At 44.7% G+C, this 20,171-nt stretch carries 18 protein-coding genes and 1 riboswitch; of the genes, 3 read left to right on the forward strand and 15 right to left on the reverse strand.

The annotated features are described in order from the left end of the window. Positions 1-301: 301 nt before the first annotated feature. The 7 genes from thiC to ctpB form a co-directional block, all read right to left on the reverse strand. Positions 302-1,690 (reverse strand): phosphomethylpyrimidine synthase, encoded by a 1,389-nt coding sequence (gene thiC / locus N39L_RS01475; protein ID WP_006618999.1) that lies wholly within the window; start codon positions 1,688-1,690, stop codon positions 302-304. A gap of 9 nt (positions 1,691-1,699) precedes the next feature. Then, positions 1,700-1,796: riboswitch (TPP riboswitch) on the reverse strand. 132 nt (positions 1,797-1,928) lie between these two features. After that, the gene (locus N39L_RS01480) at positions 1,929-2,276 is read right to left on the reverse strand and encodes an Hsp20/alpha crystallin family protein (protein ID WP_006619000.1); all 348 of its coding nucleotides are present in this window, start codon (positions 2,274-2,276) and stop codon (positions 1,929-1,931) included. Positions 2,277-2,526: 250 nt separating this feature from the next. Next, positions 2,527-4,776: a hypothetical protein gene (locus N39L_RS01485; RefSeq protein ID WP_014274077.1), complete on the reverse strand. Its 2,250-nt coding sequence runs from the start codon at positions 4,774-4,776 to the stop codon at positions 2,527-2,529. A gap of 117 nt (positions 4,777-4,893) precedes the next feature. Then, positions 4,894-5,193: a formylglycine-generating enzyme family protein gene (locus N39L_RS01490; RefSeq protein ID WP_006619002.1), complete on the reverse strand. Its 300-nt coding sequence runs from the start codon at positions 5,191-5,193 to the stop codon at positions 4,894-4,896. A 449-nt stretch (positions 5,194-5,642) separates the two neighbouring features. Beyond that, positions 5,643-5,999, reverse strand: coding sequence for a Pepco domain-containing protein (locus tag N39L_RS01495; protein ID WP_006619003.1), 357 nt, complete (start codon positions 5,997-5,999; stop codon positions 5,643-5,645). A gap of 325 nt (positions 6,000-6,324) precedes the next feature. Further along, positions 6,325-7,575: an S-layer homology domain-containing protein gene (locus N39L_RS01500; RefSeq protein WP_014274078.1), complete on the reverse strand. Its 1,251-nt coding sequence runs from the start codon at positions 7,573-7,575 to the stop codon at positions 6,325-6,327. 106 nt (positions 7,576-7,681) lie between these two features. Beyond that, the gene (gene ctpB / locus N39L_RS01505; RefSeq protein ID WP_006619006.1) at positions 7,682-8,965 is read right to left on the reverse strand and encodes a carboxyl-terminal processing protease CtpB; all 1,284 of its coding nucleotides are present in this window, start codon (positions 8,963-8,965) and stop codon (positions 7,682-7,684) included. 323 nt (positions 8,966-9,288) lie between these two features. Here ctpB and N39L_RS01510 point away from each other — a divergent pair, with 323 nt between their 5' ends. Next, positions 9,289-10,107 (forward strand): hypothetical protein, encoded by an 819-nt coding sequence (locus N39L_RS01510; protein ID WP_006619007.1) that lies wholly within the window; start codon positions 9,289-9,291, stop codon positions 10,105-10,107. Between the two features lie 15 nt (positions 10,108-10,122). Here N39L_RS01510 and N39L_RS01515 read toward each other — a convergent pair whose 3' ends face one another. The 3 genes from N39L_RS01515 to N39L_RS01525 are packed head-to-tail and all read right to left on the reverse strand — an operon-like array spanning position 10,123 to position 12,668. Next, positions 10,123-10,824 carry a response regulator transcription factor gene (locus N39L_RS01515; protein WP_006619008.1) on the reverse strand — a complete coding sequence of 234 codons (702 nt, stop codon included), beginning with the start codon at positions 10,822-10,824 and terminating at the stop codon, positions 10,123-10,125. Positions 10,825-10,873: 49 nt separating this feature from the next. After that, positions 10,874-11,686, reverse strand: coding sequence for a sulfite exporter TauE/SafE family protein (locus tag N39L_RS01520; RefSeq protein ID WP_006619009.1), 813 nt, complete (start codon positions 11,684-11,686; stop codon positions 10,874-10,876). A gap of 10 nt (positions 11,687-11,696) precedes the next feature. After that, entirely contained in the window at positions 11,697-12,668 is a 972-nt protein-coding gene (locus tag N39L_RS01525) for an acetamidase/formamidase family protein (RefSeq protein ID WP_006619010.1), read from the reverse strand. A gap of 6 nt (positions 12,669-12,674) precedes the next feature. On the opposite strand from N39L_RS01525, the gene N39L_RS01530 reads away from it, so the two are divergent. Then, on the forward strand, positions 12,675-14,135 hold the full coding sequence (locus N39L_RS01530) for a mechanosensitive ion channel domain-containing protein (protein WP_014274079.1): 1,461 nt from the start codon (positions 12,675-12,677) through the stop codon (positions 14,133-14,135). A 618-nt stretch (positions 14,136-14,753) separates the two neighbouring features. On the opposite strand, the gene N39L_RS01535 is transcribed toward N39L_RS01530, so the two are convergent. Further along, positions 14,754-15,269, reverse strand: coding sequence for an REP-associated tyrosine transposase (locus N39L_RS01535; RefSeq protein WP_014274081.1), 516 nt, complete (start codon positions 15,267-15,269; stop codon positions 14,754-14,756). Positions 15,270-15,604: 335 nt separating this feature from the next. Between N39L_RS01535 and N39L_RS01540 the strand changes: the two genes are divergently transcribed. Next, the gene (locus N39L_RS01540; protein WP_014274082.1) at positions 15,605-15,790 is read left to right on the forward strand and encodes a hypothetical protein; all 186 of its coding nucleotides are present in this window, start codon (positions 15,605-15,607) and stop codon (positions 15,788-15,790) included. Between the two features lie 179 nt (positions 15,791-15,969). Here N39L_RS01540 and N39L_RS01545 read toward each other — a convergent pair whose 3' ends face one another. The 4 genes from N39L_RS01545 to N39L_RS01560 all read right to left on the reverse strand — a co-directional run bounded on the left by N39L_RS01545 (position 15,970) and on the right by N39L_RS01560 (position 19,983). Beyond that, the gene (locus N39L_RS01545) at positions 15,970-18,636 is read right to left on the reverse strand and encodes a zinc-dependent metalloprotease (protein ID WP_014274083.1); all 2,667 of its coding nucleotides are present in this window, start codon (positions 18,634-18,636) and stop codon (positions 15,970-15,972) included. Continuing rightward, positions 18,636-19,097 (reverse strand): tellurite resistance TerB family protein, encoded by a 462-nt coding sequence (locus N39L_RS01550; RefSeq protein ID WP_014274084.1) that lies wholly within the window; start codon positions 19,095-19,097, stop codon positions 18,636-18,638. The genes N39L_RS01545 and N39L_RS01550 overlap by 1 nt, the downstream gene beginning before the upstream one ends. 106 nt (positions 19,098-19,203) lie before the next feature. Continuing rightward, the gene (locus N39L_RS01555; protein ID WP_006616881.1) at positions 19,204-19,554 is read right to left on the reverse strand and encodes a carbon dioxide-concentrating mechanism protein CcmK; all 351 of its coding nucleotides are present in this window, start codon (positions 19,552-19,554) and stop codon (positions 19,204-19,206) included. Between the two features lie 120 nt (positions 19,555-19,674). Further along, positions 19,675-19,983: a carbon dioxide-concentrating mechanism protein CcmK gene (locus N39L_RS01560; protein ID WP_006616882.1), complete on the reverse strand. Its 309-nt coding sequence runs from the start codon at positions 19,981-19,983 to the stop codon at positions 19,675-19,677. Between the last annotated feature and the right edge of the window lie 188 nt (positions 19,984-20,171).

Genomic DNA, 20,171 nt, shown 5'->3' on the forward strand with positions numbered 1-20,171 from the left:
ACCTAGCCGTAGGGTATAATTTGAGAAATTTCCATAGCAGTCTGACTTTTGACTGAGAGTTTTGGCTTCGAGCCTGGCCCTATTAGGGCGACTTTAAAGAAACCAGTTTTTATAACCATTGGGTGGTTTGACCGCAATCCCAAACCACCTATTTGGCAACCAATTTAATATAAAATCCGGTTGATCAGCATAAATCAACCCGGACCGCCAATATAATCCCAAGGCGGAACAGGCTGATTTACCCTAACCTTTACCTAATCTTTAGTAGAGACAATTCAAGGCTTGTCTCTACTATCAGTGACTAGCGGGCTACAGCAGCAATTTTCTTAGCATCTTCTAAGGCCAGGAATTTCTCCAACTCTGTTAATGCTTCCGCGTCTACTTTGGTTTGCATGGGGCAGAACTTCGGACCGCACATAGAGCAAAACTCAGCAGTTTTGTAGATATCCGCCGGGAGAGTTTCGTCGTGATACTCGCGGGCGCGTTCAGGGTCTAGGGATAATTCAAACTGCTTGTTCCAGTCGAAATTATAACGGGCTGCGGACAATTCATCATCGCGATCGCGTGCCCCTGGGCGATGGCGGGCGATATCTGCTGCATGGGCAGCAATTTTATAGGCAATCAACCCATTACGGACATCCTCAGCATCAGGGAGTCCTAAATGTTCTTTAGGTGTCACATAACAGAGCATAGCAGTTCCATACCATCCCGCCATAGCCGCACCAATAGCAGAAGTAATATGGTCGTAACCGGGTGCAATATCTGTCACCAAAGGACCCAACACATAGAAAGGTGCTTCGGAACACTCTTCCATTTGTTTTTTAACGTTAAACTCAATTTGATCCATCGGCACATGACCAGGACCTTCTACCATCACCTGCACATCATGTTCCCAGGCGCGGCGAGTCAACTGTCCCAAGGTTTTCAATTCCGCCAGTTGTGCTTCGTCGGATGCGTCATGGGTACAACCGGGGCGGAGGGAGTCCCCTAAACTGAAGGAGACATCATATTTTTTGAAGATTTCGATAATGTCATCAAAATGAGTATAGAGGGGATTTTGCTTATGGTGATGCAGCATCCACCGGGCAATAATACCACCCCCACGAGAGACAATTCCGGTAATCCGGTTACGGACTAAGGGCAGGTATTCAATCAGAATGCCAGCATGGATAGTCATATAATCGACTCCCTGCTGGGCGTGTTTCTCAATGATATGCAGAAAGTCGTCTGCGGTGAGTTTCTCAATGCTACCGTGAACGCTTTCTAAGGCTTGATAAATGGGTACTGTACCAATAGGAACCGGGGAAGCGTTAATAACAGCGGTGCGAATAGCATCGAGGTTTCCTCCACCTGTAGACAAGTCCATAACCGTGTCTGCGCCATATTTAACGGCTAATTTCAGCTTGTCTACTTCTTCAGTGAGGCTGGAAGAGTTGGGGGATGCGCCGATATTGGCGTTGACTTTACATTTAGAGGCAATGCCAATACACATTGGCTCTAGGTTGGTATGATTGATATTAGCGGGAATAATCATCCGACCCCGTGCAACTTCGTCGCGAATTAAATCAGGGCTTAGGTTTTCACGGGTGGCGACGTAGTGCATTTCCTCGGTGATGATTCCCTGGCGGGCATAGTGCATTTGAGATACATTAGCCTGTCCACGTCGGTTGGCAACCCATTGAGATCGCATAAGTATTTCCTCTGTTAGTTACAGCTTCCCTACGCCGGTACTAGCCGGACTCAGGTTCCAAGGGTGTCTCTCAGCCTGGACTTCGCAGGCACCCCTAGCTTGATCAATCTTTAGTTGATGATGGTAGCACTTATGTTGAAATTTTATCTAGGGTCTGTTAACAATTGTTTATGTATTTTTGTGTAGAGTGCGTCAGATGTGGCTATGGTCTGAGGCACTCTAGGGGACTTGTAACGGACTAGAGGATTTTGGTTAGGGTGAGGTTGAGAATGCCATTGGTGTAGTCTACTTGAACTGGCTCGCGGGAGACGGCTTGAGGAAGGGCGATGAGTTGACGAAAGGGAACTTGGGAATTATGAAGGGTTCCCGAAATGATGGCAGCTTCTCCGGTGATTAAAATGTCTAAATCATCTTGACATATATCGGGAATCGTCATGTTGATAATCAGGTGGTTGGGGCTGTCTTTGATGGCTATAATGGGTTGGAAATTACTGCCCCCATTGATGAGTTCATCGCCATAAACTTGTTCTATATTACGGCTAATTTCGGCAGATTTTTTAAATGTGTGTGAGAAGTCGATGACCATGGTTAAAACTCCTAAAACGCGGTTTTATATCTTAAAAAAAACGGATTTTTTGAGGTTGACAATGATTGTTAAAAACGAGGATTTGAGATAAATCTGGGGTTTTCAAGGGTTTTTATCAACCGGATTGAACGGCTGGCTGTTAAACACAAAGCAAATCGGCCTCTGGAGACAGTCACCAGTTGCTATAAGAATCAAAATTGATTCTGCTAACAATTCCTAAGCCGATAATGGGTGTTCAGATTAACTGAATTTATGATGACGATTCATCCATGGGAAGAGTTGGTGCTGATGTGGGACTCACGGTGCGCCCAACGATCGCTTTATGACTTTCCCGTGAAGAAAGCATTTCAACGGCGATCGCTTCTACCTGTATCTCTAAGCTGCCATAGATGATGTCGAGGTCAACCGTTGCTTCAATTTGATCGAAGCCGTTGGGTGAGAACTCGGTGATCCAGCGCGGTCCATCTACAATATTGCGGGACTGCCGATCATATATCCATATTTTGACATATATGCGGGGTAAGTTGTCGGGGATTTGTACCCGAACTTTCAAAGACTTTCCAACGGTAGGATTAGCAGTCAGGATATCTAAAATGGGGACGGGAATTTCTTGGTCTGAGGGTATCACAGATGGCGTTTCGGTAATACTCCCTCCTCTACCAGTAGCAGAAGCCCTCCCCATACCTGCAAATGACCTATTAGAGGCGGATTCAGTGGTCAAGTCCTTGCCTTGTACCCCAGAACCAGACCGGGATTGAGGGAAGACAGTGGGAGGTTCGAGGGATTCATAATCTACCACAATTTCCTCGGCTTCCAATTCTGTTACCAAGGGGCTCAATTCATAATTAGGATTAGGTGATGGGGTCTGAGCCTCCCCTAAAACTAATGGTTCTTTTGGTGGGGAAACGGCTGTGTCATTAGAAGCTGAGGAAGATGCTTGTTTCATCCAGTGTGACAGATCTCGATCTTTGGCTAGGGAACTTAATCTACTCAAAAATCGCTCTTCCAAATTGAGATGAGGTAAAGCCTTTTTCGCCCCGGAAGTGGCTAGGGAAGTATTGGTAATGGTCGCATCTGAGGACTCGGCTGATGAGTCGATGGGGGTTTCGGGTTGGTCTGTATTGGGCAGGTCAGTGGGGGCGGGTTCGTCGGGGCGGGTTCTGCCAATATCCTCTATCTCAACCAGATTATTTGATAACCCGCTGCTACCCTCGTCCTGTGAACCTTCCGATGCAGAGGTGGTTAATGGTAGGCTAGGGGATGCTGGGGGCTCTTGATTGACTTCTGGGAGTGCGATCGCCTCTGAATTTGAACCAGAAGAGATGTTAAGGATATTAGACCAGGGATGTGGTTCTGTCTGTGGTGTGGTATCAGAGATAAAGTTACCAAAGCTGGGCAATTCCAGGGCTATCTGAGGCTCGCCTTGGGGATTTACCGGCTGGGCTTGTGTTTCTTTATTTACTATGGCTAGGGGGGTTTGATGAGCCGCTGGGAGTGCTAAGGATGAATTTTCGACTAGGGGTTGGTCTGGGTCATAGTCAATTTCTAGCTCCTCTGGTAATGGGTCTAAAAACTGTTCCACCAACATGGTGATGTTGAAAGAATTGCGGACTGGGGGATGCTGATCACTGTAAAAAACGACTTCTCCCAAAACTAATCGGGTTTTGCATTCAAAGGGGACATAAATAGCTGCGGAAAATGGCACAGGTAAAACTGACTGTGGTATGGGTTGGCGAACATCATAGAGAATTTCGGAGGCTTGAGGCGATCGCAAACATATCTGTAATTGAGGATTAGAAACTACCATAGACGTGATAGCTTCTATGTCGGGGTCAGAGTCCGGGTCTGATTTAATTCTAATCTGTCCAGATAGTAAAACGGCGCTACCAAACTCGACTACATAGCTATCGCGTTCTAGGATAAGTTCTATAGAAATATCCTCTGTGGTCAAATCTGCGGTTTCGTTTATGGCGATCGCCGTTTCTTGGTTCGTTTCTGGCTGAATTTCGCAAGGGTAGAGGTCTGTCAGATTTGAATCACTGGTTTTTTCTGATGGTGTCGTGGATGTCACCGACTCCACATCTGTCTGTTGTTGTAGACTATTTTCAATGGCTGGGGAATCGTCCAATATTTCCTCAGAGTCAATATCAGTGTTGGCTAGTACCTGTAGTTTCATTGTGGCACGCCAAGTATTTCCTAACAGTCCCTGCTGCAAATCTGGCGAACAGGAAAACTCCCAAATTCCGGGCTTGAGGCGAGTATAGGGGATTACCACCATTAAACCCTCTGAGTTAATATAACTTTTCAGCGTCTTAATGCGGCGCACTGGGGGGGTTTCGTCTATAGCATCATAGACAATCCTAATTTCAATTTCCTGATCTTGATGGGACCCACGACTAACAATGCGATACCGACCTTCTAACACCTGAACATCAGGAGACTCCAGGGGTAGCCAAGTGTTATCCCCTTCCCGTTGTAGTAGGAATTCTAGGTTATCCATCATTAGCACCTCTCTCTGCCAACATCCTGGGTATCATTTGCTGTTGAGACTAGCACTATGGGTGCTGTTGGTGATTATAGGTGCTTTTGGTGATTATAGGCGATCGCTTCAACCTAATCATACCAGGACACTTTTTCCACGGGCAGTTTTTCCGCTTCCAAATCCGAATGATACCATTTTAGATCTCGTTAGTTCGTAAGAGCTGGCTACTTGTTGCCATTGTTTCTGCGCGATCGCATATTTCGCTATCCAGAATGGTTCAATCGTCACTCGGTGCTGTGGTTTTTCTGTATGATTACCCTCATTCCCAGGTGAACCCATCAGAAATGTTCCCCCAGGGATAAACACCATTTCTAGGGTGACTTCATCTCTCAGATTTTCTATGAAATTTTGGGCTTGACTTGGGCGACGACTCATTCTTAGTTGAATAAAAAATCAAGCGTATAGCCATGTTGCCCCCACGGTTACAATTATAGCGATCGCCATCCCGGCTGTCAACCCCCCACCTCTCTCGACGCGCCGATTTTTTGTTAAGTTTTGTTAAGTTCGGGGGCGATGAATCATAATAGCTTTACCTGAAGGTTGGTTGAATAAAAAATCAAGCGTATAGCCATGTTACCCCCACGCTCACAATTATAGCGATCGCCATCCCGGCTGTCAACCCCCCACCTCTCTCGACGCGCCGATTTTTTGTTAAGTTTTGTTAAGTTCGGGGGCGATGAATCATAATAGCTTTACCTGAAGGTTGGTTGAATAAAAAATCAAGCGTATAGCCATGTTACCCCCACGCTCACAATTATAGCGATCGCCATCCCGGTTGTCAACCCCCCACCTCTCTCGACGCGCCGATTTTTTGTTAAGTTTTGTTAAGTTTTGCGACGTTTAAAGGTAAGTTTGATAGTCCCATGATCGAAGTTATCACTACAGAGGCTAACTTCTCCGTTGCCATTAATTCTGACAGACAATTCCACCTGGTCAAGCTGTATGGGAGATTTTTGGGAGTTTCCAGAGGCTTGCTGCATTTGAAATGCTTGCTGTTCCGCTTGTAGAAATACATCACCAATTACTAATAAAAATTGACTCATATTTTGCTGCATTTTGTGCGCCGGGACTGCTACCCGGTGGGTCTGTGATTCTGTAGGAGTGTCAGGGGATGTTGAGGGGGTAGGGGAATCTTGGGTAATAATCCAGATACTTTTGGGAATTTGGATAATTTCTGACATAGACCAATCGGGGATGATGGTTAATTATTAACGGAATGTGATGATTGTAGCTTAAATATGGTGGTTGATGTCTAATGATTGAGATCTGGACGGGGAAGCCGAAAAGATTGAGTTTCACTAGGTTAATGGGTCTGGTGGGGGCGGGTGCAAGATATACCAGGGGATACAAGATAGACTTTCAAAAGGCGCGCCAGGGCAAAAATATCACGGTTGGGAACATCTCGAATTGGGGAATATTTAACTATTTTGGGTGTCAAAAAAATGCGTCAGAAAAATCTTATATCTCTGACGCAGGCTAATTGGTGATGTATGAAACCCACAACATTTAACGAGTAATAAGGTAATCTGACTCAATAGGTTCAGCGTCACCCGATCGCACTAATACTTGATAAATCATGACGATCGCCTCTGCTTGACTGACTGATTGATTAGGATTAAAAGTATTACGATCTCGATGACTGGCGACCAAACCCGCCTCAGTCGCCGCCGCCACTTGACCAATAGCCCAATCAGGAATTTGATCAGCATCGGAGTAAACTGTGAGAATTTCCTGGGGATTATTGGGGGTAGGTAAATCCAAACCACTTACCAAAGCTACGACGACCTCTGTATGAGTCATTTCTTGATTAGGCTGGAAAACTTCCCCTGGATAACCCCTGAGAAAACCCATTTTGGTAGCTTCTTGAATGGCTTGATTTGCCCAATAGTCCTGGGGTAGGTCTTGAAAGTTAATATCAGGTTGAATTATGTCAGTTTTGAGGGATTGTTGCAACTGATGAGCAAACTGTCCGCGACTGACTGGCTGATCTGGGGTAAATGTACCATCTTCTGAACCGATCGCCTGATTATGTTCAGCAAAATAAACTACAAAATCCCGCGCCCAGTGTTCCTCTGGTACATTAGCAAGTATAGTTGTAGCCGAATCTGGAGTTACAGCCGCCTCTGTGTCTGTGGTTTCTGGTGTTTCGGCGGTAGTTAAAGGTGGACTGGGAACCCCTGGGGTTTCTGTGGTAGTTGGAGTTTCAGGGGGTGATGTAACCGCCGCCTCTGTGTCGGTGGTTTCTGGTGGGGTTTCTGTGGTAGTTGGAGTTTCAGAGGGTGATGTAACCGCCGCCTCTGTGTCTGTGTCTGTGTCTGTACCTGTGGTTGTTGTTTCCGCTTCTGTTGTGGGTGCTGACAATAAGGGAATAGTCGCCGGAGTTGACTCGGTAGTTGGAGAGGCTATTTGTAAGCCTTCTAAGTTGAGCCAGCTTAGTGTAAATCCTGTAGATTCGCTGCTGACCGTATTTGAGGGCTCAGACTTAGACTCTGGGGAGTCTGGGGAGGAGGCTATAGTGGTTGTGCTGGAGGATGCTTGACGGACTATATCAGAGACATTGATTAAACTGCGATGCTCTGAGATAGTTTCAGGTTTAGCGGAGAGTAAGCTAAAACTGGTTTTGGGTTCGACCTTTCCCAATACCCAAAAGAAGACAAACCCCATGGTTGCGATCGCCAAAATAATCGCCAGCCATTCTTCCATAGTTGGGGGTGATTGTTTCCGTGGCTGTAAATCAGCCCGATCTGATTCTGACATAGGAATTTTTTGATCTTGAACATTCCCCTCAAGGTTAACTGTTCTCGATGACCATGACAATAAAAAAAAAGGGTGGCAGTTGAAATTTGGTTGCCACCCTGATAGATTAGTTAACTGCCATGGGATGAGATGGATCACCATTAAGAACTAAGATCGCCTTAGCATAGCCAGGATCTTGGTTAGTTCCAATCAAATTAGGATCACTAGCTAGTTGCTTTTTCTCTAACTGAGTCAATTCAATGGCAATATCGGGGGTGACACCTTTCTGGCTGATGTCTGTACCGTTAGGGGTATAATAATGGGCAATTGTGACAGCCAAGCCGGAACCATCAGATAAGGAAAAGACGGACTGTACCAAGGCTTTACCAAAAGTCCGAGTTCCCATAACCATAGCTCGCTTGTTGTCCTGCATTGCTCCTGCCAAAATTTCACTAGCACTGGCTGAGTTGTCGTCAACTAGGACAACGGTAGGTAGGTCAGTTAAGGCTGTATGATTGGCTCGAATTTCCTGACTTTTACCGTGGCGATCGATTGTACTAACGATCGCTCCTGAGTCTACCCACATTCTGGCGATATCAATGCTGCTGCGTAACAGTCCCCCAGGATTTCCCCGCAGGTCTAAGACAAATCCATCTACATTTTGAGCCAGGAGTTCTTTAATGGCTTCTTGCATCTGTTCAGCCGCATGGGAGTTAAACTCCTGTAGTTGAATATAACCAATCTGGCGATCGCCTTCTGTATTGAGGCGATAACGGACTGCTTCTAGTTCAATGCGAGCGCGGGTGAGCGTCAGGTCAAATTGTTCAGCTTCATCGCGGCTGATGGTTAAAGTGATGGAAGTTCCCACCCGACCCCGAATTTTCTCGGCCGCTTTTTCTACGGTCATCCCTTCGGTAGACTCGCCATCAATGGCTACAATGCGATCGCCTGATTGAATTCCCGCCGACATCGCCGGGGAATTTTTAATAGGATTAACCACTGTAATTTGGCGAGTTTTCTCATCCAAAGTCAGTTGCATTCCCACCCCAGACAGTTCTCCCGATGTTTGATTGGTGAGGCGTTCGTACTGTTTAGGGTCCAGAAATCGGGTATAAGGATCGTTGAGTTTTTCTAAGGCTTTACGCAGTTCGCTATATGCTTCTTCTGGGGAGGAATATTCTTTACTGAGAAGCTGTTGGCGCACTTCCAGCCAGTCGATCCGGTTGAAACTGGGGTCTACATATTCTCGATTAACAATTTGCCAAGCCTCGTCAATGATGGCTTTTGGACTATTTTTTAAGGTAGCATTTACTGAACCACTGAGCCCTGGAATTGTTAAAGCGGAAATGGTGACTATGGCTCCACTTAAAACGGCGCGCAAGGGGGAAAAAGGTCTAGTAGCTTGATTCATCTAATCTTCCTCTGGCTGGATTCTCTGGCTGGATGCCTAAACGATATTTTCATAGGGTAGCAAAAGCCATCCCTATACAGTTGACATTAAATAATAGTCGATAGCTTGAAAATACACCTAGTTTAAGGTATGTTAAAAGTCAGCTATCATAAGGCTGTTGTCCAGGTATGATACCCGGCTAATGTGATCATGATACTGGATTTGATGATACTGAACTCCGGGAGCGATTGTATGTCTTCAGACATTATACAAGCAGAATTTATCTACTGTCATCTTTTTGTACAATAAATTTTAGATAAATTTTAGATTTGGGGGAACCTCCCATGTCATCTTTGGTTGTGAAACGGTTTGAGGGTCTTTTTCCGGCGGCGATCGCAGTTGTCGCCCTAGGTGCTATCATTGGACTGCAAATCTATGCACCGGGTGGGGCTAGGTTAGGCGATCGCTTTTCTGAGGAAAACGGCCCGCAGTTGACCCAATCGGAAGCAGAAAGGGAAGAGCAAAGACTGGCTGCTAATCTCGAGATTTTAAAAAACTTACCCAGTTTAGGGTTTGATAACCTCCTTGCTAGTTGGGTATTTCTGAACTTTCTCCAGTATTTCGGAGATAGGGAAGCGCGGAATTTGACGGGTTTTCAACTCAATGACAATTTTTTTGATGTGATTTCCCGCCTCGACCCTAGATGGATAGATATGTACTTATTTTTATCTACCGCTGTTGGTTATTACCAAGCTCAACCCGAACTTTCCGTAGAATTGATGGGGCGGGGAACTAGGGCGCTGTCTCCAGAATTCCCCGGTGCTTGGCGATTATGGCGGTTAAAGTCTCTCGATGAACTATTACTCCTGGGCGACATTCCCGCAGCCGTAGAATCCCTAGAAACCGCCTCTGAATGGGCACAAGCTAGTGGATATGAGCCAGCAGCAAACCTATTTCGGGATGCGGCTAACACACTGCGGGACAATCCCGATAGTGTGCCGATACGGATTAACGCCTGGCTAACAGTATACTCGCAAACTATGGATACTTTGGTTAGGGAGAGGGCGCTAACGGAACTGGAAGCGTTGGGGGTGGAAATACAGGAGGGAGAAGACGGAGAGTTAAGATTTTTTGTTCCCCCACGACCAGAGGCGGAAAATTAAGCATCTGTTAAGGTTTTAGGGGTTGTCCTCGAATTTGTAGCCAACTCCTGTTACGGTTTTGATGAAGGTGGGATGAGATGGGTCAGGTTCGATTTTTTTCCGTAGTCGAGCTACATGGGTATCGACTACTCGCTCATCCCCAAAAAAGTCATCTCCCCATAATTTATCGATTAATTGGGTACGACTCCACACGCGACCGGGATAACTGAGGAAGGTGGCTAATAAGTTAAATTCTAAGGTGGTCAGGTCTAAGGGTTCCGTATTACCATGGTTTTGAAAGTTGGCTTTCCTTTGGTCAATATCAACGGTAAAATGAGGGGTTTGGTGAGTTTGGGTCTGTCCTCCCTGGCGCAGACTACGACGCAATAAAGCTCTGACTCTGGCTACTAATTCCCTAGGACTAAAAGGCTTGACCATATAATCGTCGGCTCCGGTAGACAGACCGACTATGCGATCGATTTCTTCTCCCTTGGCGGTTAACATTAAAATATAGGGGTCTTTTTGTCCGGGTTGTTGACGAATGCGAGCGCAGACTTCTAAACCGTCTAAACCGGGAAGCATGAGATCGAGAATAATTACATCTGGTCGTTGTTGTTGAAATATCTCTAATGCGCTTAGTCCATTCTGGCTAATTTGACAGGAAAATCCTTCCCCCTCTAAGGTACGACGGATAAGGAGTGCAATTTCTGGTTCATCTTCGACAATTAAAATATTCATCGGTTTTTGCTCTCCTGATGTTGGCACAGTTTACAGGCTACCATAAAGGTCAAAGACTAGCCCGCCAAAACATATATATTGATAGTATTCCTAAAAGTGTACGAAAGGCTAAAGTGACGATGCGATCGGGTAATTTTGGTAAAAATCGGGTGCTGATTTGTACTCCGACTAATCCTCCTAAACCTAACATCATCCCCTGTATCCACAGCACATTTCCCTGTATAGCGTGTCCGATACAAGCGGAAGCAGCAGTTATAATAATTACGCCGAGGCTGGTTTGAATAGAGACTTTAATGGTTTCCCCTAAGAGGAGAATTTGCAGCGGAACAATAATGACACCGCCTCCTACTCCAAAAAGTCCGGCTAGGAGTCCGGCGAGACTCCCGGTAATCATAAAGGCTAGGTATGGGTTCATGGTTTTTTGGGGCTGAGGAGAAGTTGAGTTAAGTTGTTCATCTAGTTGCTTTTTGGCGATGATATCTTGGCGTACTTTGATTAAGTAAATATTCAAAAGTAGTAAACATCCAAAGCCGAATAACAACCAAGATGAGGGTAATAAATTAGCGAGATAAGACCCAATTATGGCAGTAATTACGGCAGGAAATCCAATTAATATTACGCGCTTAACTCGCAGAAAACCCATGCGCCAATTTTGGATGCTTCCTGATATGGCGGTAATTAGTACCGAGAAAATACTGGTGGCTACTGCTTGATTACTCACATAGCCAAGGGTGACTAAAATTGGCACTAATACTGTTCCGCCTCCAATTCCTAAAAATCCGGCTAATATTCCGGCGAAGAGTCCGGCGATCGCTAAGGTCAAAAGTTCTGTTGGGGATAAGGATAAGAATTCCAAAATCATTAGTTAAGGATTAGTTAGGGGGAAATGGGAAAGTTTCTGGTAAGATGGATTTGGCGATCGCACCATGAACTCCTTTTTGGGGGGTGTTCACTACTTGGGTAATGCGGAAGTCAACCGCTAGGGAACAGAGGATATAGGCTTCTTCTGACGAAATTCCTAGGATTTGTACTAATAGGTTAATGGTACGTTCTAGGGTAGACTGAAAGGCATCATCAAGGGTATGACCAAAACCCATGGTGATTATATCAGTTGCGGTTTCTGCTAGAGGGACATCTAGGGAAGAGTTTTTGTGCAGAATAATTTTAATTGTGCCATTCATGGAGGTTTCGATCGCTGTGGTGTTGACTTCGCCGCCTCCCTGCGCTGCGTGTCCGTCGCCAATGGAAAATAGACCACCGGGAACCAACACGGGAAGGAAAATACGCGACCCAGCTTGTAATTCGGGGTTGTCGATGTTTCCCCCATACACTCCTGGAGGTATGGAAGACTGGGGGGTTTCGCTGGCGACTCCTAAAATTCCGAAAAATGGGCGCAGGGGAATTTTTACTCCACTTTGGGGGGGAAATTCGGCTAGATTTCGGGTAAGATCGAGGTTGATAAATCGCAATTTCGGCTGGCTAAATCGTTGCGGTAGGGCTCCCCAACCGGTTCTGATAGCATTAAACCCTACATTTAAACGGGGGTAAATTGACTCTAACTGGATTTCTAAAATATCTCCCGGTTGGGCGTTTTGGATGTAAATAGGGCCGGTGAGAAGGTGAGGACCAGGACCGACAATTCGTTCCGGCGACAGGCGGCGACAAAGTTCGATAAATTCTGGGGTCAAAAATCCTTCTGGGGCTTGATTATAAAGGTAATAGCCTGTGTAGGTTTCTACCTGAATGCGATCGCCTGATGCGATGATTAAGGCGGGCTCTAGTTCCGGAGAAAAGCCTCCTACATGGGTGGTGTTGGCTGTGGCTTTCAGAGTATAATTAACCATCTTAATATGAGCATTATTCAGGATTTGATAGGGTTCTTTTGGGAGGCATTCACTCGACCGATAAAGTTGGGTGAAATTTCTCTGTCCATTCAGTTAATTGTGACAGTGATTTTGGCTTTCTTTGCCATTTTTTTAGTGTGTACCTTTCTGAGTAATTTACTGAAAGATAAGATTCTTGTCAAGTTAAAGTTTGATGAGGGTAGCCGAGAGGCGATCGCCACCATCTTCCGCTATTTTACCATTACTATCGGCTGTTTACTCATTCCCCAAGCTGCGGGAATTGATATGAGTTCCTTTACTTTCCTCGCTGGTGGTTTAGGTATTGGTTTGGGTTTTGGTTTCCAGGGACTCGCCCAAAACTTTGTCAGTGGTTTAATTTTATTATTAGAAAGACCTATTAAAGTCGGCGATTATATTGAACTTGATAAATTGGAAGGAACTATTCGCAAAATCTCCATTAGGTCTACTGTAATTGTGACTAATGATGATATTTCGATTATTGTTCCGAATCAGATTTTAGTGAGCAATAAAATCATTAACTGGAGTCATGGAAATGTACTGAGTCGCATTCATATTCCGGTGCGAGTCGCCTATGGAAGTGACCCAGTTTTAGTCACCGAAGTTTTGTTATCCGCCGCCCGTCAAGAACCGAGGGTATTACGGCATCCCAAGCCACAGGTTTGGTTAAGAAATTTTGGCGAAAATTGTATAGATTTTGAACTGTTAGTTTGGATAGAACTTCCTAAAGCTAGGCTACCTATTCAAAGCTCTTTAAATTATATAATCCAAAGCAAACTGTATCAAAATAATATCAATATTCCTATCGCCCAGCGAGACCTATGGATTAGAAATACTGAGGAACTTAAACAGGTATTTGCACCAATTATCGCCTCTTCCCAGTCCGCCAAAATTAAAGACGCCGAAACTACTGAACAGCAGGAATTAGAAAGGCAAAATATGTCACTAAAAGCATTATTGCGGAAGGTGGTTTATTTTGAGGGTCTGAGTGATTTAGCATTATTAGGGTTAATTGAAATGGGATACCGAGAAACTTTCGCCCCTCATCAATTTATTTTCCATGAAGATGATCCAGGTGATGCTTTTCATATTATCTTATCTGGGGTGGTGGAAATTTTAGCGGAAAGGGCTAATAAGCATATTCGTGATTTATCAGCGGGGGATTTTTTCGGGGAATTAGCATTAATTATGGGGATACCTAGGACGGCGGCGGTCAGGGCTAAGGAAACCACTATTTTGTTTGTGGTTAGTCGTGATGTATTTCAGCGCTTTTTAGGTAGTTATCCCCAGGTAGCAGACCAAATTGCCGAGAAATTAGCTGAACGAAAAGAGGAGTTAGTACAACGTCAAAAAATGCTCCGAGAACTGGGTATTTTAGGGGATGAGGATTTAGATAATAATCCCTTGGTATGGATTAAGCAACGCATGAAATCCCTCTTTGGTATTTGATATAAAAGCATCTGTAGGGGCGGGTTCACGGGGCTATATGATAGTAATAGATAAACCCCATAAACCCGCCCTATCCCCACCAGAAAAAAGCATCTGTAGGGGCGGGTTCACGGGGCTATATGATAGTAATAGATAAACCCCATAAACCCGCCCTATCCCCACCAGAAAAAAGCATCTGTAGGGGCGGGTTCACGGGGCTATATGATAGTAATAGATAAACCCCATAAACCCGCCCTATCCCCACCAGAAAAAAGCATCTGTAGGGGCGGGTTCACGGGGCTATATGATAGTAACAAATAAACCCCATAAACCCGCCCTATCCCCACCAGAAAAAAGCATCTGTAGGGGCGGGTTCACCGGGCTATATGGTAGTAATATATCAACCCCATAAACCCGCCCTATCCCCACCAGAAAAAAGCATCTGTAGGGGCGGGTTCACGGGGCTATATGATAGTAACAAATAAACCCCATAAACCCGCCCTATCCCCACCGGATAAACCCGCAATATCCCAATTATATATTATATCATACCGGCTGGCTTTTGATGATTTATGGGTGGGTGGGGGCGGGTTTATGACAATTCCGGTGGGGAAGTTTGATTGACTGCGGAACCCGCCCCTACGGGCTGGTAATGTTTTTGGAAATTGGAAATTTCTGGGATGGGTGCATTTCGTCAGTTTTCCAATTATAGGGATTATTTACAATATATTCCCGAATTTTTTGTAATGTTTTTTCGTCCCTAATAATATGTTCATAATATCCCCTTTGCCATACAGGAACTTTAGAAAGCGATCGCAATTGATTAATCCTACGGCTAGAAAAAGTTTTGAAACCTTGAACAACTTTTGAGAGAGTATGGCTGTGGTCTGTTAAAATAATAATGCCATGAATATGATTAGGCATAATCACAAAGCTATCTAACTCAATTGAAGGGTAAACTCTGGTTAGATTAAACCAATTAAATTTAACTACTTCACCATAACAATTGAGGATTACAGTTTGGTCTTTAATTTCACCTAACAAGCATTGTTTATGATAAATACAAATTGTGACAAAGTATGCCCCAGGTTGACTGTAATCATATTCTCGGAGACGAATTGATTGGCGGTTATGAATATCAGGATTGTATTTCATATTGATAAACCATCACAAATTATCTGTAGGGGCGGGTTCACGGGGCTATATGATAGTAACAAATAAACTCCATAAACCCGCCCTATTTACACCGGATAAACCCGCAATATCCTAATTATATATTATATCATTCCGGCTGGTGGTTGATGATTTATGGGTGGGTGGGGGCGGGTTTATGACAATTCCGGTGGGGAAGTTGAATTGACTGCGGAACCCGCCCCTACGGGCTGGTGGTTGATGATTTATGGGTGGGTGGGGGCGGGTTTATGACAATTCCGGTGGGGAAGTTTGATTGACTGCGGAACCCGCCCCTACGGGCTGGTGGTTGATGATTTATGGGTGGGTGGGGGCGGGTTTATGACAATTCCGGTGGGGAAGTTGAATTGACTGCGGAACCCGCCCCTACGGGCTGGTGGGGGCGGGTTTATGACAATTCCGGTGGGGAAGTTGAATTGACTGCGGAACCCGCCCCTACGGGCTGGTGGTTGATGATTTATGGGTGGGTGGGGGCGGGTTTATGACAATTCCGGTGGGGAAGTTTGATTGACTGCGGAACCCGCCCCTACGGGCTGGTGGTTGATGATTTATGGGTGGGTGGGGGCGGGTTTATGACAATTCCGGTGGGGAAGTTTAATTGACTGGAGAATGGGAGGATTTTTGTGTTAATGATAATTGCGGTTTTTGATATGGTAAGTTAAGGCTATATTCCTAAAGTTTTAGCAATCCGATCGCGACTTTTTGCTAAATGTGCTATACTGTAAGCATCTAGTCGATCGCCACGACGTTTTACTAGATAATCTAGGGATTCTTCTAATTGCTTAAACTGAAACCAGGCTAAGGTCTGTGCATCTTGGGGAGCGGGGGTATTTCCTAATACTATATTAGTCATTAAATCCAGATAAACTTGTTGCAGGGAACGACGCACTGGACCAATAGATATTTGTTTTTCGCTAGTCCATAGTTCCGACCAGATGCTATTTGTTAGCATTTCCAATAATTCTGGTATGGTTAAAGCATTACCGGGAGAAGTTTTAAATTCTAAATCCCGTAAACGAGTTAGCCTCGCTGGTGAAAGTAGTTCAGATAAAATTCGACTTTGCACCCACAAAATGCGATCGCTAATCGGATAATCTAAGGACGCAAAACGATTAGGATTTCCCCAATCAGACCATCGAGAAGGAACTAAGCGATTTAACAAGTTCGGAGAAAAATTAAAAGCATCTTCAGCAAATACATATTTGGCTAAAAGTTTCAAAGCCTCCCTTTGCTGAGTGACTGAAATTGGTTCTAAAGGTAAAGAACCGCCACTATTACCAATGCGATAACGATGGAAAGACTGACCCCCTATATATGGTATGGCATTAGCTGCATTATTAGCATAATAACTCAAAATTATATTAAAAGCTGTCAGCAGTTGGTCAGATTCTTGACTGCTGGGAAATGAACGGGTTTCTAACCTATCCCATATTGACCTGGCATTGTCTAATTGCCATTGAGAATAGCGTAACATCTCACTACTGAGATCCCATGGTAGCGCCTCGGGGTCAAGAAAAATTCCCCATACATCTTCATCGGTTGCAAATGCTAGATCTTGAGCAGTTGCCTGTGCTACAATTTCCTGCAATTGGCGAGACTCTAAATAAGGTGTATGTTCTAAAATAGGTTGATATCCATATTGAATCGCCCAGTCATCATAAGCGCCTAACACTACGGGAAAATAATCGCCCTGGGGTTGTCCTGGGGGGGCTAAATTAACTGGTAAATAGTCCATTACTGAGGCGGTCATTCCCCTAGTCCGGGTAATATGGCGATCGTTTAATTCTTCTGGTGTTAGCATGGTACTACCTCGGAAATTGTGTCTTAACCCCAAAGTATGACCAATTTCATGGGCGGTTAAATAACGCAAATATTGATTAATATACTCATCTATAGAATCTTGGTGAAACCTAGGATTCACAGACATGGCGATCGCACCAATAGCCAATTGACGAGTAGATTCTACCTCAAAACAAAAATGCTCCAATGCTATTAAATATTCCTGATTATTAGGGGTGGGTTGTTGCCAATTTCGCCCTAATAAACCATCATGACATTGTGCATAACTACCCTCGACTAAAATTTCCTGTCTTTGTCGCAAGCTGTCAATGGCTTGACTTTCAATCACCATATCTGCATCTAAAATTTGACCTGTTAAAGGGTTAACATGGGAAGGACCATAACCACTGAAAGGAGAGTTAAAAGATGTAGACCAGCGAATGGTATTATAACGGACATCGGCGGGGTCCCAGGTAGCATTATCCGGCATTTGTCTAACTTTGATCGCATTCATAAAACCCACCTTTTCAAAGGCTTTATTCCACATTAAAGCCCCTTCTGCAATGGCTTCACGGTATGCTAAAGGGATGGTATTTTCTAGCCAAAATACAATGGGTTCTACTGGTGCTGACAAGGGCGCACTAGGGATTTGTTTTTGTAAATTCCAGCGGTTAATATAGCGCACCATTGCGCCTGGTCTGCTGGGGTTAGAAACATCCCGATAAATAGTTGTAAAATAGCCGATTCTTTCATCAGCTAGGCGAGTTCGGTAGCTGTGATCATCAGGAAGGGCGAGAAAACTGTAGCGAATTTGTAGGTTAAATGCACGCCTATCAGAAATAGCCGGGCTATCAGGTACCAGGTTTCTCCCCACTGCTGTAAACCCTAATACTGATGCAACTTCAATATTATTCGGAAAAGCCTTGAGACTAGAAATAGAGGATTTATCAGCATCAAAATTGTAGTTATTTTGTAAACTTAATACCAGTCGAGAAACGACTCCAGAAAATTCGTTATTTCCTACTAACACTGGGCTAAAATCAATTAAAATACTCTGTCTTTCAGGGTGGGTAGCCATGACGGGTAGGGAGTATAAAACTGAATCCCTAAAGGCACGTTCTATGGCGGCGGCTTGCGGTTCTTGAGGATTAATCCGAAAGTTGATATTAGGAATTAATAATTCTATCCGGTTGGGAACAGAACGCAGTTTAAATAGGAAATTTCCTAAATCTTGACCACTCCAAAAGTTACTATTTTCTAACCCAGACTCCAGGCTAATAAAACACAGAAAATTTTGCCCAAGCTGTTGGGGTTGAATTTCCAGATAAACCTGTCTAGTTTCGGGTTTGTGATAGAGAGTAAACAACCCGATAAATTGTTCTGTGCCCTGGATGATACTATCAAAATCAGGGGGTTGTGTCTGTTGCTGGGATATCTGAAATGGAGCGATCGCCCCTCGGTTGGGGATTTGTGCGATCGCCTGAGTCAACCCCATTGTCACTATGACAAATGAGATCACAACAATTATCAGATATCGGCTTAATCTTCTCATTAACCATTAGGTGTTCTGAGATCGTATTGTTCTAATTTCTGCTCAAAAATCTCAGACGCTTGTTCAGCAGGTATATCCAACATTTGCCACAAATGGGTCAAAAACTCTCGTTCTTTAATAGACAAGACCCCATCAACCAATAACAAATCGCTAACTACTGTAAACACAGTTTCCTGAAGTTGTACAGGTAAAAACTCACGAGCGATCGCCAATAGAGAGTAAGTCCCCTTGAGGGATAGTAACTCAAATAACTTCTCGACTAAATTAGTGAGTTTTTGCTCTGAATATCCGTTAAACAGGGGAAGTTCCGACAATACAACTATAATCCGTTCCCTTTCCTGGGCGCACAGATAGCCGTCAGCACAGATAGCACTAACAGCGATCGCCGCAAACGCCTCCGGGGTAGACAGAGAAATCCGTGTTTCATCCTGTCCTTTAAAGATTTTGTTGAGTATGCTCATCAGAAACCCACTCTCTCAACAACGAATAAAGGGTTCATTGTAGCACAACTTATATTTTACCATTGCCCCCTACTCCGTGATTCCCCCGGAGCAAGGAGCCTGTCCATTATCGTGCGTTACCCCTAGGAAGAGTCAAACCCTCAGCCGCAGCTCGATATTCTTCCACCGCGTCGCTAAAATCAATAGGAAGCACAGCCACGACATTTTCATGAGGACGGGGAATAATTACCCAAGTTTCCAAAGCCCCCCCATATACCTTCTCTACCGCTGCAATACCAGCATCCATAGCGGTTTTCACCTCGGAAACATCTCCTCGTATCATCACCGTAAACCGAGCGCTACCCGCCCGAATATAGCCCACTAGGGTGACACGACCTGCTTTAACCATTGCATCTGCTGCCGCCAAAATTCCTGGAAACCCCTTCGTTTCCAGTGCGCCCACTGCTTGTTGTGACATCGAAACTCTCCTGAGTGAATAATAACCCGTCGCTGCACCTCAAAACTTGAGTCCAGCGACAATTGTTGACAAATTTACCAGAATATGCTATATGTACATACTCCCAACCTGAGCGACCAGTTAGACTCGGAAGGGTTCGCTCTTGGGGGTATGGTGAATAGGAAGAACATCAACAATATTAGGCGGAGGGTTAGGAATGGTGTAGTGAGTAATAATCGTACACCCAAAGGTATTTTGAGCCGCTGCAATACCAGCCTCCATTGCGGGCTTAACTTCCGAAACTCCGCCCCGAATGGCGACCATAAACTCTCCCCGTTCTGCTAAATCAAAATAAACCAAAGTCACCCGTCCAGCTTTAACCATTGCATCAGCCGCCGCCAGTACACCTGGAAAACCCAAGGTTTGAATTACACCCACCGCCTCTGGCATGGAATGTCTCCTCGCTCATTGATATTGCTCAAGCTAATTTTACGCCGAAAATAGCACTTAAACATACTATTGGTTTAGAAAACTTTAGGAACAGTGGACCGCCCAGTGATGATGGTTAACTGTCACCAGACCTGTGGTTCCCGATTCCCGATCGCTGGTATATATAAAATTAGATGGGTTAAGGGACA

The sequence above is a fragment of the Limnospira platensis NIES-39 genome (assembly GCF_026000695.1).
GTDB classification, from domain to species: Bacteria; Cyanobacteriota; Cyanobacteriia; order Cyanobacteriales; family Microcoleaceae; genus Limnospira; species Limnospira platensis.